The 13,764-nt window shown below is 63.5% G+C and carries 12 protein-coding genes; 6 read left to right on the top strand and 6 right to left on the bottom strand.

Annotated features, from left to right (window positions below; all coding sequences use genetic code 11):
- Positions 1-28 precede the first annotated feature (28 nt).
- From aceK to V6M89_RS14600, 4 genes are all read left to right on the top strand, one after another.
- Positions 29-1,852 carry a bifunctional isocitrate dehydrogenase kinase/phosphatase gene (gene aceK, locus V6M89_RS14615; protein ID WP_332853848.1) on the top strand — a complete coding sequence of 608 codons (1,824 nt, stop codon included), beginning with the start codon at positions 29-31 and terminating at the stop codon, positions 1,850-1,852.
- The gene (locus tag V6M89_RS14610; protein ID WP_332853847.1) at positions 1,845-3,044 is read left to right on the top strand and encodes an acetyl-CoA C-acyltransferase; all 1,200 of its coding nucleotides are present in this window, start codon (positions 1,845-1,847) and stop codon (positions 3,042-3,044) included. The genes aceK and V6M89_RS14610 overlap by 8 nt, the downstream gene beginning before the upstream one ends.
- A 4-nt stretch (positions 3,045-3,048) precedes the next feature.
- On the top strand, positions 3,049-3,717 hold the full coding sequence (locus V6M89_RS14605) for an SDR family oxidoreductase (RefSeq protein WP_332853846.1): 669 nt from the start codon (positions 3,049-3,051) through the stop codon (positions 3,715-3,717).
- Between the two features lie 84 nt (positions 3,718-3,801).
- Entirely contained in the window at positions 3,802-4,929 is a 1,128-nt protein-coding gene (locus V6M89_RS14600) for an acyl-CoA dehydrogenase family protein (protein ID WP_152808146.1), read from the top strand.
- Positions 4,930-5,013: 84 nt separating this feature from the next.
- Here V6M89_RS14600 and arsH read toward each other — a convergent pair whose 3' ends face one another.
- From arsH to V6M89_RS14570, 6 genes are all read right to left on the bottom strand, one after another.
- Positions 5,014-5,718, bottom strand: coding sequence for an arsenical resistance protein ArsH (arsH, locus tag V6M89_RS14595; protein ID WP_332853845.1), 705 nt, complete (start codon positions 5,716-5,718; stop codon positions 5,014-5,016).
- Between the two features lie 9 nt (positions 5,719-5,727).
- A complete protein-coding gene (locus V6M89_RS14590; protein ID WP_332853844.1) occupies positions 5,728-7,008 on the bottom strand; it encodes an arsenic transporter in 1,281 nt (426 codons plus the stop codon).
- Positions 7,008-7,490: an arsenate reductase ArsC gene (locus V6M89_RS14585; protein WP_332853843.1), complete on the bottom strand. Its 483-nt coding sequence runs from the start codon at positions 7,488-7,490 to the stop codon at positions 7,008-7,010. Before V6M89_RS14585 ends, V6M89_RS14590 begins: the two co-directional genes overlap by 1 nt.
- Positions 7,487-7,801: an ArsR/SmtB family transcription factor gene (locus V6M89_RS14580; protein WP_332853842.1), complete on the bottom strand. Its 315-nt coding sequence runs from the start codon at positions 7,799-7,801 to the stop codon at positions 7,487-7,489. Before V6M89_RS14580 ends, V6M89_RS14585 begins: the two co-directional genes overlap by 4 nt.
- A 372-nt stretch (positions 7,802-8,173) precedes the next feature.
- Positions 8,174-9,091 carry a YihY/virulence factor BrkB family protein gene (locus V6M89_RS14575; protein WP_332853841.1) on the bottom strand — a complete coding sequence of 306 codons (918 nt, stop codon included), beginning with the start codon at positions 9,089-9,091 and terminating at the stop codon, positions 8,174-8,176.
- 20 nt (positions 9,092-9,111) lie between these two features.
- Positions 9,112-10,821 carry an ABC transporter substrate-binding protein gene (locus tag V6M89_RS14570; protein WP_332853840.1) on the bottom strand — a complete coding sequence of 570 codons (1,710 nt, stop codon included), beginning with the start codon at positions 10,819-10,821 and terminating at the stop codon, positions 9,112-9,114.
- A 108-nt stretch (positions 10,822-10,929) separates the two neighbouring features.
- On the opposite strand from V6M89_RS14570, the gene V6M89_RS14565 reads away from it, so the two are divergent.
- Positions 10,930-12,168 (top strand): nucleoside recognition domain-containing protein, encoded by a 1,239-nt coding sequence (locus V6M89_RS14565; RefSeq protein ID WP_332853839.1) that lies wholly within the window; start codon positions 10,930-10,932, stop codon positions 12,166-12,168.
- A gap of 11 nt (positions 12,169-12,179) precedes the next feature.
- Positions 12,180-13,742, top strand: coding sequence for a D-alanyl-D-alanine carboxypeptidase/D-alanyl-D-alanine-endopeptidase (locus V6M89_RS14560; protein ID WP_332853838.1), 1,563 nt, complete (start codon positions 12,180-12,182; stop codon positions 13,740-13,742).
- Positions 13,743-13,764: the final 22 nt, after the last annotated feature.

Here is a 13,764-nt window from a genome sequence, read left to right as displayed (position 1 = left end):
GGGAACGACGCTCACTAACGGAACTGACATGATCCAGGCTGCTTTCCCCAAACTGCTGCGCTCGCAGATCGCGTTCGACATCGCCCGCACCATCCGCGACGGTTTCGACAAGCACTACCGCTTGTTCCGGCTCACCAGCCAGCAGGCCAAGCAGCATTTCGAGCAGGGCGCCTGGCGCACCGCGCAGCAGGCCGCGCGCGAACGCATCGACTTCTACGACCGCCGCGTGCAGGAATGCGTGCAGATGCTGGAAGACGAGTACGATCCGGCCGAGCTGACCGACGAAGTATGGCGCGAACTCAAGCTGCACTTCATTGGCATGCTGTCCGACCACAAGCAGCCGGAGCTGGCCGAGACCTTCTTCAACTCGGTCTGCTGCAACATCCTGCACCGCCGCTACTTCCACAACGAATTCATCTTCGTGCGCCCGGTGGTCTCCACCGAGTACATCGAAACCGAGGAAATCGCGCCGACCTACCGCGTCTACTACCCCGGCACCGACGGCCTGCACTACACGCTCAAGCGCATCATCACCAACTTCCAGCTGGCCACCAAATTCGCCAACCTGACGCGCGACGTGGCGCAGATCGAAGCCCGGCTGCGCACGCTGTTCGGCGGCATCAAGCTGGAGCCGAACCACCAGATCCATGTGCTGTCGAGCCTGTTCTTCCGCAACAAGGGCGCCTACATCGTCGGCAAGGGCATCAACGGCAACAAGGAATATCCCTTCGTCGTGCCCATCCTGCACAACAAGCACGGCGAGCTGATACTCGACACCGTGCTGTTCGACCAGGAACAGATCACGATCTTGTTCTCGTTCACGCGCGCCTACTTCCTGGTCGACATGGAAGTGCCGTCGGCCTATGTGCAGTTCCTGCGCACGCTGCTGCCGCGCAAGCCGCGCAGCGAGATCTACACCATCCTCGGCCTGCAAAAGCAGGGCAAGACGCTGTTCTACCGCGACTACCTGCAGCACCTGAAGCATTCGTCCGACCTGTTCGACATCGCGCCCGGCATCCGCGGCCTGGTGATGCTGGTGTTCGCGCTGCCGTCGTTCCCGTATGTGTTCAAGGTCATCAAGGATTTCTTCCCGGCGCCCAAGGAAGCCACGCGCGCGCTGATCAAGGAAAAATACCTGCTGGTGAAACACCACGACCGCGTCGGCCGCATGGCCGACACGCTGGAATATTCCAACGTCGCCTTCCCGCGCCACCGCTTCAGCGAAGAGCTGATCGCCGAGCTCAAGCATTTCGTGCCGTCGCTGCTGGAAGAGGAAGGCGACCAGCTCGTCATCCGGCACCTGTACATCGAGCGCCGCATGGTGCCGCTGAACATGTGGCTGACCAACGCCGAGAAGGACAACGACGACCTGCAGATCGAGCACGGCGTGCTGGAGTACGGCAACGCCATCAAGGAACTGGTGGCCGCCAACATCTTCCCCGGCGATATGCTGTACAAGAACTTCGGCGTCACGCGCCACCAGCGCGTGGTGTTTTACGATTACGACGAAATCGAATACATCACCGACTGCAATTTCCGCGTGATCCCGGAAGCCCGCACGGAGGAAGAGGAAATGGCCTCCGAGCCGTGGTACCCGATCGGCAAGTACGACGTCTTCCCCGAGCAGTTCGGCCGCTTCCTGCTGGGGAACGCCAAGATCCGAAAATATTTTATGAAGCACCACAGCGACCTGTTGACGCAAGCCTGGTGGCAGGCGCGCAAGCAGCGCATCCTTGAGGGCCACGTGGAAGACGTGTTCCCGTATCCGCAGCACATCCGATTTTGCAATCAACACACCACCCCACCGGCGGCCATCCAGCCGCCATTTATGGAGACTCTAGAAAATGAATGATCCTATCGTAATCGTCGGTGCAGCCCGCACCCCCATGGGCGCCTTCCAGGGCGACTTCTCCAGCAAGGTCGCGCATGACTTGGGCGCGGTCGCGATCCAGGCCGCCGTCGAACGCTCCGGCATCGACGGCAAGCTGGTCGAGCACGTCTACTTCGGCAACTGCCTGATGGCGGGCCAGGGCCAGGCGCCTGCGCGCCAGGCTTTGTTGAAAGCCGGCCTGCCGACTTCGACCGGCGCGGTCACCTTGTCCAAGATGTGCGGCTCGGCCATGCAGGCCGCGATCTTCGCGCACGACCAGCTGGTGGCAGGCAGCGCCGACGTGGTGATCGCCGGCGGCATGGAATCGATGACCAACGCGCCTTACCTGGTGCCGAAGGCGCGCGGCGGTTACCGCATCGGCCACGGCATGCTGTTCGACCACATGATGTACGACGGCCTGGAAGACGCCTACTCGCGCAACGAGAAAACCGGCGAAGGCCGCTCGATGGGCACCTTCGCCGAAGAGTGCTCGGCCAAGTACGAATTCACCCGCGAAGCGCAGGACAACTTCGCCATCGAATCGGTCAAGCGCGCGCAAGTCGCCACCAATGAAGGCTGGTTCAAGTGGGAAATCGCGCCGGTCACCGTGACCAGCCGCGCCGGCGACACCGTCATCGACAAGGATGAAGGCCCGCTCAAGGCCAAGGTCGAGAAAATCCCGACCCTGCGCGCCGCGTTCAAGAAAGACGGCACCATCACCGCCGCCTCGTCGTCGTCGATCAACGACGGCGCCGCCGCGCTGGTGATGATGCGCGAATCTACCGCCAAGAAACTGGGCCTGACCGTGATCGCCAAGATCCACGGCCATGCCACCTTCGCGCAGGAGCCGAACCTGTTCACCACCGCACCGATCGGCGCGGTTGAAAAACTGTACAAGAAAATCGGCTGGGGCACCAAGGACGTCGACCTGTTCGAGATCAACGAAGCGTTTGCCGCCGTGCCGATGGCCGCCATGCGCGACCTCGACATCCCGCACGACAAGGTCAACATCCACGGCGGCGCCTGCGCGCTGGGCCACCCGATCGGCGCATCCGGCGCGCGCATCATCGTCACCCTGATCGGCGCGTTGAAGCGCACCGGCGGCAAGAAGGGCGTGGCGGCGCTGTGCATCGGCGGCGGCGAAGCGACCGCCATGGCCATCGAACTGGCGTAAGCGGATGGCGACGGCACTGATCATCGGCGCCTCGCGCGGCATCGGCCTGGAACTGGTGCGCCAGTACCTGGCCGACGGCTGGCGCGTGATCGCCACCGCGCGCAAGGCGGAAGACATCGATGCGCTGGCCGACATGGGCGCCGAAGCCCATGGGCTGGACGTGACCAACGTCGAAGCCGTCGCTGGCCTGGGCTGGAAGCTGGACGGCGAGGAGCTCAACGTGGCCATCCTCAACGCCGGCGTGTACGGCCCGCGCCACGACGGCTTCCCGCTGCAATCGGACTTCGACACGGTGATGCACACCAACGTGCTGGCGGCGATGCGGCTGCTGCCCGTCATCGCGCCGATGGTGTGCGCGACGCGCGGCAAGCTGGCGGTGCTGTCGTCGAAGATGGGCTCGCTCAGCGAGCGCGGCAATCCCACCGGCTCGCTGTACCGGGCCAGCAAGGCGGCGCTGAATTCGGTGCTGATCGATACCGCGCTGACGTTCGGCAAGCAGGGCGCCACCTGCGTCGCCCTGCATCCGGGCTGGGTGCGCACCGACATGGGAGGCGGCGATGCCGATCTGCCGGTGGAGGAGAGCGCTGCAGGCATACGCGCAACGATCAGCGGCTTGGCCGCATCCGAAGTCGCCGTCTACCGCAACTACGACGGCGCTGAAATCGGCTGGTAAACCCCGCACAGCCAAGCGGGGTCTGCCCCCATACGGGGTCAGACCCTTGCGACGGTTTGCGGGTTAACAATAAAACGAGACAATATGATACTGAGCGAAGAACACGAAATGATACGCGACGCCCTGCGCACGTTTGCGCGGGAGCGCCTGGCGCCCAACGCCGCCCGCTGGGACAAGGAGCACCACTTCCCGAAAGAGGAGCTGAAGGAACTGGCCGCGCTGGGCGCGTTCGGCGTCGCGGTGCCGGAGGCGCTGGGTGGCGCCGGCATGGACTACGTGTCCCTCGCGCTGGTATTGGAAGAGATCGCGGCCGGCGATGGCGGCACCTCCACCATCATCTCGGTCAACAACTGCCCGGTGTGCAGCATCGCCATGATGTACGCCAACGACAAGCAGAAGCAGCAGTGGCTGCGTCCGCTGGCGCAGGGCGAGATGCTGGGCGCCTTCTGCCTGACCGAGCCGCACACCGGCAGCGACGCCGCCGCGCTGCGCACCACCGCCACGCGCGATGGCGACGAGTACGTGATCAACGGCGTCAAGCAGTTCATCACCAGCGGCAAGTACGCGGACGTGGCGATCGTCATGGCCGTCACCGACAAGGCGGCCGGCAAGAAGGGCATCAGCGCGTTCTGGGTGCCGACCTCGGCTCCGGGCTACATCGTGGCGGGGCTGGAGCAGAAGATGGGCCAGCACTCGTCGGATACGGCGCAGATCTTGTTCGAGAACTGCCGCATCCCGGCGGAGAATCTGATCGGCGAGGAAGGCCAGGGCTACAAGATCGCCTTGTCCGGCCTGGAAGGCGGCCGCATCGGCATCGCCTCGCAGGCGGTGGGCATGGCGCGCGCCGCGTATGAAGCGGCGCTGGCGTATGCAAGGGATCGTGAGAGCTTCGGCAAGCCGATCTTCGAGCACCAGGCGGTGCAGTTCCGTCTGTCGGACATGGCGACGCAGATCGAAGCGGCGCGCCAGCTGATCCGCCACGCGGCCTCGATGAAGGATGCGGGCCTGCCGTGCCTGAAGGAAGCGGCGATGGCCAAGCTGTTCGCGTCCGAGATGGCGGAGAAGGTCTGCTCCGACGCCATCCAGGTGCACGGCGGCTACGGCTACGTGTCCGACTTCCCGGTGGAGCGCATCTACCGCGACGTACGCGTCTGCCAGATCTACGAAGGCACCAGCGACATCCAGAAACTGCTGATCGCCCGCGCGCTGTAACAACCCGGGGTCAGGTCCCCCATTTGAGCATGAGCTCGGCTAGTCAAGCCGAGCTCATGCTCAAATGGGGGACCTGACCCCGGATTAAATCTTCCCTAGTTGTCGATTGATCGCCTTCACTGAGCGCTCGTTGCGTTCGCTGTAGCGGTCGGTCAGGTAATCGGTGCGGCCGCGCAAGAGCAAGGTCATCTTGAACAGCTCCTCCATCACATCGACTACCCGCTCGTAGTAGCCGGAAGGACGCATGCGGCCGGCGTCGTCGAATTCCTTGTAGGCCATCGGCACCGACGACTGGTTGGGGATCGTGAACATGCGCATCCAGCGCCCCAGCAAGCGCAGCGTGTTGACCACGTTGAACGATTGTGATCCGCCGCATACCTGCATCACCGCCAGCGTGCGTCCCTGGCTCGGACGCAACGCGCCTTGCTCCAGCGGTATCCAGTCGATCTGGTTCTTCATCACCGCCGTGATGGCGCCGTGCCGCTCCGGGCTGCACCACACCTGGCCTTCGGACCACAGCGACAAGGCACGCAGCTCCTGCACCTTGGGATGGTCTTCCGATACGCTGCCCGCCATCGGCAACTCGGTCGGATCGAAGATTTTCACCTCGGCGCCGAAGTGCTCAAGGATGCGCGCCGCCTCTTCGGTCAGGAAGCGGCTGAACGAGCGCTCGCGCAGCGAGCCATACAGCATCAGGATGCGCGGCGGATGATCGAGGTCGCCAACCGGCGCCAGCTTGTCCAGCGTCGGCGTTTCCAGCAGTGATGAATTGATGTTGGGCAGGTCCATATTGTCCTCTCAGCTCAAACGTACAGCCAGCGCCGCCAGCGTCACCAGCAGCACAGGCAAGGTCAGGCAGACGCCGGCGCGGAAGTAGTATCCCCACGAAATCCGCACGCCCTTGTTCGCCAGCACGTGCAGCCACAGCAGCGTGGCCAGGCTGCCGATCGGCGTGATCTTCGGTCCCAGGTCGCTGCCGATGACGTTGGCGTAGACCATGGCCTCGCGCACCACGCCCTGCGCGGAGCTGGCATCGATCGACAGCGCACCGATCAGCACCGTCGGCAGGTTGTTCATGATCGACGACAGGATCGCCGTGATGAAACCGGTGCCCAGCGCCGCACCCCACACGCCATGCCGCGCGCAGGCGTTGAGCGCCGCCGTCAGGTAGTCGGTCAATCCGGCGTTGCGCAGGCCGTACACCACCAGGTACATGCCCAGCGAGAACACCACGATCTGCCACGGCGCATTGCCGATCACCTCGCGCGTCGAGATGCGATGACCACGCGCCGCCACCACCAACAGCATGGCCGCGCCGACGGCGGAGGTGGCGCTGATCGGCACGCCCAAATCCTCCAGCCAGAAGAAGCCGATCAGCAGCAAACCCAGCACCCACCAGCCGGTCACGAAGGTCGCGCGGTCATGGATCGCGTCTTCAGGCAGCTTGACCTGCGCCATATCGTAGTCCGCCGGAATATCGCGGCGGAAGAACCACAGCAGCACCGCCAGCGTGGCCGCCACGGCGACAAAGTTCACCGGCACCATCACCGCCGCATAGCGCGCGAAGCTGACGTTGAAATAATCCGCCGAAACGATGTTGACCAGGTTGGACACCACCAGCGGCAAGCTGGCCGTGTCGGCGACGAAGCCGGCCGCCATCACAAACGCCAGCGTGGCCTTGCCCGAAAATTTCAACTCGCGCAGCATGGCGATGACGATGGGAGTGAGGATCAGCGCCGCGCCATCATTGGCGAACAACGCCGACACCGCAGCGCCAAGCAGCACGAACATCGCGAACAGCAGCTTGCCGCTGCCGCGTCCCCAGCGCGCCACGTGCAACGCGGCCCACTCGAAGAAGCCGGCCTTGTCCAGCAACAGGCTGATGATGATGATCGCCACGAAGGTGCCGGTGGCGTTCCACACGATGTGCCACACCACAGGGATATCGCCGACATGAATCACGCCGGCCAGCAGCGCCACGCAGGCGCCGGCCACCGCGCTCCAGCCTATGCCCAAGCCGCGCGGCTGCCAGATGACGAGGGTCAGCGTCGCCAGGAAGATCAGGAAAGCGGTCAGCATCAGGCCACGCTCAGGCCGCCGATGCGGTCCAGCTCCAGCTTGAATGCCGCCCTGTCGGCCGCCAGCTGTGCAAGCGGCAAGGCCAGGAAGGCCTCGATGCGCGCGCGGATGATGCGGTAAGCCAGTTCGAACGCCGTCTCGATTTCTTCTTCTGTGCCGACCACATGGCTGGGATCGTCCACGCCCCAATGCGCGCGCAGCACCTGGCCCAGATAGGCAGGGCAAGTCTCGCCGGCCGCGCTGCCGCAGACGGTGATGACGATGTCCGGTGTTGCCGGTAAATCGTTCCACGACTTGCTGTAGTAACCCTCGGTGGAAATCCCCTTGCGGGTGAGCAGCGCCACCGCGCGCGGATGCAGTGCGCCCGCCGGCTGGCTGCCCGCGCTCAGCGCGCGCCAGCCCTGCGGCGCCAGATGGTTGAAGACACCTTCGCTCAACACCGAGCGGCAGGAATTACCGGTACAGAGAAACAGAACATTCATGGGGAGCATTCAGAGACGCCGCAGGGCAGGCCGCCGCAGCAGTTTTCGGTAAGGAATCCGATCAGGCCATTCATGGCGCCCACATCGGCCGTGTAGATGACGAAGCGGCCATCCTGGCGCGAGCCGACCATGCCAGCATGGCTCAACTCCTTCAAATGGAAAGACAGCGACGACGGCGAAATATCGAGCCGTTCGGCGATTTTGCTGGCCGCCATGCCATCCGGCCCCACCTGCACCAGCAGGCGGAACACGGCCAGCCGGCTATCCTGGGCCAGCGACGACAGAGCCGCCAGAGCTTGTTTAGTATCCATGCACCCATGCTAGCGCAAACGATTCGATATTTCAAATAATATTGAAATGAATCGGCAATAAAAAAAAGCCCGCATCTCAGCGGGCTTCGTTCCAATGTATTACCAATGCTTTAATCGTATGCCGGTGTCCAGTGCTATCTGCAAAGTGACTCCAGAGTCTCGGGCGCCCATGCTATCTGCGTGGTGCCCCCAACGTGTAAATCGACCATCGTATCCGGAATTACAACTCCAGGGTTCGCGTCAACTGCGGTTCGGTCTTACACATATCGAACTGCGGCGCTCCTCTTGGACGTGGGACTGTTTTCCGGGATTCCTCCCGTACAACCTCAACCACGGACGTAGTGTAACACAGATATTTGTGCGACGCACAAATTATTTTACTTCTGTAGCTTGGGTGGTCATCGGCGTCGGTTCGCGCAACGCGCCATGGCGGCCGACCCGCTCGAACTCGGAAATGACCTGGGCGCCGAACAGCAGCAAGGTGGCGCCGATTTCCAGGCTGAACATGACGATGATGGCGGTGGTCATCGAGCCGTACACCACGTTCACCTGCGACAGGGTTGAAAAATACCAAACCAGAATGCGGCGCGCCAGTTCCCACAGCAGCGCCGCCGTCACCCCGCCGATCAGCGCGTGCGACAACGACAGCCGGCCCACCGGCATCACGAGGTAGATCGAGGTCAGCACCAGCACCTCGCCGCCCAGGCCCAACAGGTACAGCAAGATGCCGGAAACGCCGTGCAGCGACCAGCTGTAGCCGAGGAATTGCACGCTTTCCTCGCCCAGCACCTGCAAGCTGCCCGCCACCAGCGTCACCAGCAGCATGCCGACGCCCAGCGACAGGATGTAGCAGTAGGGCATGATCGCCGAGATCATGAAATGCCGGCGCCGTATCTCGACCCGGTGCTTGAAGATGACGCACATGGCGTTTTCCAGCACCGTGAACGCCAACGAGCTGAAGAAAATCATGCTGACCACCAGCACGCCGCCGATCAGGTCGCGGTGTTCGAGGAAATGGCCGACCTCGGTCACGAGGGGTTGAGCCTGTCCCGGCACCAGCCAGTTCAGGTAGCGGCCCAAGGTCGCCAGCAATTCGTCCTGCGCGATGAAATGCGACAGCGCGACCACCACCAGCATCACCAGCGGCACGATCGACAGCAGCGAGTAATAGGCGACCGCGCCCGCCAGCAGCAAGCCTTGGTTGGCGCGGAAGCCCTTCAGGCATTGCACCAGGAAATTCATTGGATGCGCGCTGACATGCAGCAGCGCCGTGCGGGTAAATAGTTTCATCCGTCCATTGTACGCATTGCTCAGCGCGGGGTATGTGCGTCTACGTCCAGATAGCGCCAGTTGGTCAGTTCCACCGGATGGCGCTGGTAATGCTTCAGCCACGGCTGTTGCAGGTCGGCGGAAATCGGATGGGTCAGCAGCACCCACGGCGTGTAGGCGTGGATCAGCTGCGCCATTTCATCGTACAGCGCGGTGCGCTGCGGCGAGTCACCCATGCTGCGGCTCTGCTCGTAGCGCTGGTTGTAGGCGGGCAGGTTGAAGCGGGCATAGTTGGCGCGGCCGCTGTTGGGGCCATACAGCAGCTGGTAGAAGTTCTCGCCGTCGGGGAAGTCGGCCACCCAGTTGGTTTCAAACATCATCACCGAGCCCAGGCGCGAAGCTTTGATGATCTCGGTTTTTTTGTCGCTCTTGAAAGTCACTTTCAAGCCGATGGCGTTCAGGTTCTTGCGCCACAGCTCGTCGCGCAGGCGGCCGACGGTGGACGATTCGCTGTGCATCACCAAGGTCAGCGGCTTGCCGTCGGGCTGGGTGCGGAAACCGTCGGCGGCCTTGCGGTAGCCGTAGCGTTCCAGCAGCGCGTTGGCCAGCGCGGGATCGTAGGCGACCGGGCTGCGGTAGGCCGGATCGTAGCCCAGCACGTTAGGCGGCAGCGGCGTGGCGGCCGGCAGCGCCAGGCCCTTCTTCATCAAGGCCACATCCTCGCCGCTGTTGTAGCCCAGCGCGATGGCGCGCCGCAAGGCCAGCTTCTCCTTGCTGTAGCCGCCGATCAGCGGGTCGTCCATGTTCATCCACATGTAGTAGGTCTGCAGCACGGGGAAGGGCGACAGCACCATGCCTTGCCTGGCCAGCGCCGGTTTCAGGGTCGGCTTGGCGTCGGCGGTCAGCACCATGTCCTTCATCGATTCAGGCAGTTGCTCGAGGAAATCGAATTCGCCGTTCAGGAAACCGAGTACGCGCGATTGGTATTCCTCGACGACCTTGATGTCGACCTGGTCCAGCAGCGGCAGGCGCCGGCCCTGGAACATCGTCGGCCGGAAGTCGCGGTTGGCCAGCAGCGTGATCTGGTCGCTGTGCTTCCAGCGGCCCATCATGAAGGGACCGGTGCCGATCGGGTGATTGCCGGCTTGCGCGCCGTAAGCCTCCATCACCTCGCGCGCGACCACGCCGGTTGAGGGCGTCGCCAGGTAGAACAGGAAGTTGGGGTCGGCGGTGTTGAGCTTGATGCGCAGGGTGAACTTGTCCAGCGCTTGCAGGCCGGCGATGTTGCTGTCGTAGCTGAATTTGGTCTTCAGCGCCTCGTCGCCGGCGATCTTGCCCTCCAACAGAAACAACCACGGCGATTTCAGCGTCGGATCGTACAGGCGCTTCAGGCTGTAGACGTAGTCTTGGGCTGTCACCTGGCGATGCGCGCCCTTGAAGGCTGGATCGGGCGTGAAGTAGATGTCCTGGCGCAGCTGGAAGGTGTAGCTCAGGCCGTTGTCTTCCACGGTCGGCATGGCGCTCAGCGTATTGGCTTGCAGTTTGACGGGGCGGGCCAGGTAATCGTAGCGCAGCAGCGGATCGAACAGGTTTTCCAGCAGGCTGAGGCTGGCGATGTCGGATGCCACGGCCGGATCGAGGCCGGTCTCGCCGGTGCTGAGGAAGGCGTGCAGGACTTTGGGCGCGGCGGCGGCGGCCGGGACGGCGCTGAGCACCAGCGCCAACAGGACTGCGGCATAACTTTTGGGCATCAGGTCCATTCCACATCGCATACGTAAAGCGGCAGCTTATAACTTTTTTCACAGGCTTACCCGCTATACTTCGAAAATCGCCCACTGCTTTCAGGAAAATTTCTAGATATGTCGCTCAATTACATCTGGTCCGGCTTCTTCCTGGTTGGCTTTGCGGCGGCGCTGGCCCAGTTCCTCCTGACGGGCGACACCGAAATCTTCAAGCGCATCATCGACGGCACCTTCGACTCCGCCAAGGCCGCCGTGATGGACATAGCGCTACCGCTGGCCGGCGTGATGACGCTGTGGCTGGGCATCATGAACATCGGCGAGAAAGCCGGCGCCATCGACCTGCTGGCGCGGCTGATCCAGCCGTTCTTCTCGCGCATCTTCCCCGGCGTGCCGAAGAACCACCCGGCCACCGGCCACATGGTGATGAACTTCTCGGCCAACCTGCTGGGCCTGGACAACGCCGCCACGCCGTTCGGCCTGAAGGCCATGGAAAGCCTGCAAACGCTGAACCCCAGCAAGGACGAGCCGACCGACGCCCAGATCATGTTCCTGGTGCTGCACACCTCCGGCCTGACCTTGATCCCGCTGGCCATCATGGCGCAGCGCTCGATCCTGGGCGCGGCCGATGCGTCCGACATCTTCATTCCCTGCATGATCGCGACCTACGTGGCGACCGTGACCGGCATCATCGCCGTCGCCATCCGCCAGCGCATCAACCTGTTCAACGGCGTGGTGCTGAGCTGGCTGGGGGGCATGACGGCCGCCATCGCCGGCATGGTCTTCTACTTCACCCACTACCTGACCAAGCTCGAGATCGAACTGTTCTCCAAGGTCTTCAGCAACCTGGTGCTGATGGTGGTGATCGCCGGCTTCATCATCGGTGCGCTGCGGCGCAAGGTCAACGTCTACGAGGCGTTTATCGAAGGTGCCAAGGGCGGCATCCAGACCTCGATCACCGTGATTCCCTACCTGGTCGGCATGCTGGTGGCGATCAGCGTGATCCGCAACGCCGGCGTGTTCGGCTATGTGATGGAGTGCTTCAGCTGGCTGTTCGCCCACCTCGGCGTCAACACCGATTTCGTGCCGTCGCTGCCGACCGCGCTGATGAAGCCGCTCAGCGGCAGCGCCGCCAAGGCCATGATGATCGACACCATGCGCACCTACGGCGTGGATTCGTTCGTCGGCCGCCTGGCCTGCGTGTTCAACGGCTCGGCCGACACCACCTTCTACATCGTCGCGCTGTACTTCGGCTCGGTGGGGATACGCAAGACGCGCTACGCGATTTCCTGCGGCCTGATCGCCGACCTGGCCGGCGTCATCGCCGCCATCTTCGTCTCCTACATCTTCTTCCATTGAACAAGGTCGCCATGTTCCGTCGCCTCATCCTCGCCGCGCTGATTTCCACCGGCACCGCCCACGCCGCCGACCTGCCGGAGCCGATCAGCGCCCTGCTGCAGGCGGCGCATATTCCGCTGGAAGGAGCCGGCATCGTCGTGCTGCGCGGCGACACCACACTGGTCTCGCACAACGCGCAGCAGAGCATGCAGCCGGCGTCCACCATGAAGCTGTTCACCACCATGACGGCGCTGGAGCAGCTGGGCCCGGCCTTCCGCGGCCGCACCGAATTCCGCAGCAGCGCCGATGTCGTCAACGGCGTGCTGCAAGGCGACCTGATCCTGCGCGGCGGCGGCGATGTCGACCTCAACGAGGACGTGCTGCTGCATATGCTGCAAGCGCTGCGCAACCAGGGCATCCGCAAGATCAAGGGCGATGTGATCCTGGACCGTCAACTGTTCCAGCCGGCGCGGCCGGATGTGGGCCAGCCGCCGTTCGACGAATTCCCGTGGGCCTACTACAACGTAATCCCCGATGCGCTGTTGACCAACACCAATCTGCTGAAAGTGGAAATGCGCTCGACCGGCAACAAGGTCGGCCTGGTGATGATGCCGGAGATGGACAAGGTCAGCATCCGCTCGGACATGAAGCTCAGCGATGCGCCGTGCGCGTCATGGGAGCAAGGCTGGCGTTCGCCGGATATCTCGCGCAGCGGCGACAAGATCGAAGTGGTGCTGCATGGCAGCTACCCCAAGAACTGCATCAAATCGACCAGCGTCGATGTGCTGGACCACCACGACTATCTGGAACGCTTGCTGCGCGCCACCTGGCGCAAGCTGGGCGGCAGCATAGTCGGCGACGTGCGCGAGGCCGGCGTGCCAGCGGCCACGGCCACGCCAACCGCCACCGTGACCACCTCGGCCACCGCGAGCGATGCCGCTACGGCTCCTGAGTCCGCCCCCGCCGACGCGCAGACACCGACGCCAACACCGGCCCCAGCCACCCGCCTGCTGGCCGAACACGTCTCCCGCCCGCTGCCGGAAATGCTCCGCGACATCAACAAATTCTCGGACAACACCCTGGCCCGCACCGTCTTCCTGATGCTGGGCAGCCTGCAAGCCGACCCAGTGCTGGGCAGCCGCCCGATCGCGCCCGACGGCAGCCAGGCCAGCACGCCAATGCGCGCCGAAACCGCGATCCGCAGCTGGCTGCAAAACCAGCGCATCGACGCCAACGGCCTGGTCTTCGACAACGGCTCCGGCCTGTCCCGCACCGAACGCGCCACGCCGGCGCAACTGGCGGGCGTGCTGCAAGCCGGCCTGAAAAGCCTGTGGATGCCCGAGTTCCTGTCCAGCCTGCCGATCGCCGCCACAGACGGCACCATGCGCAAGCGCCTCAAGGACAGCCCGGCCGCGCTGCGCGCCCGCATCAAGACCGGCAGCCTGAAAAGCGTGATCGCCATCGCCGGCTACGTCACCGACGCCAACAACCAACCCTGCATCGTGGTCGCCATCCTGAACGACGAACACGTCGCCAACGGCGCCGGCCGCACCGTGCTGGACGGCGTAATCGACTGGGTAGCCCGCTCCAAGTAAGCTGTAATTTTCCAAACTGAAA

This window comes from Duganella sp. S19_KUP01_CR8 (assembly GCF_036688705.1).
Lineage (GTDB): Bacteria > Pseudomonadota > Gammaproteobacteria > Burkholderiales > Burkholderiaceae_D > Rugamonas.
This window is presented reverse-complemented; position numbering and strand designations above follow the sequence as displayed.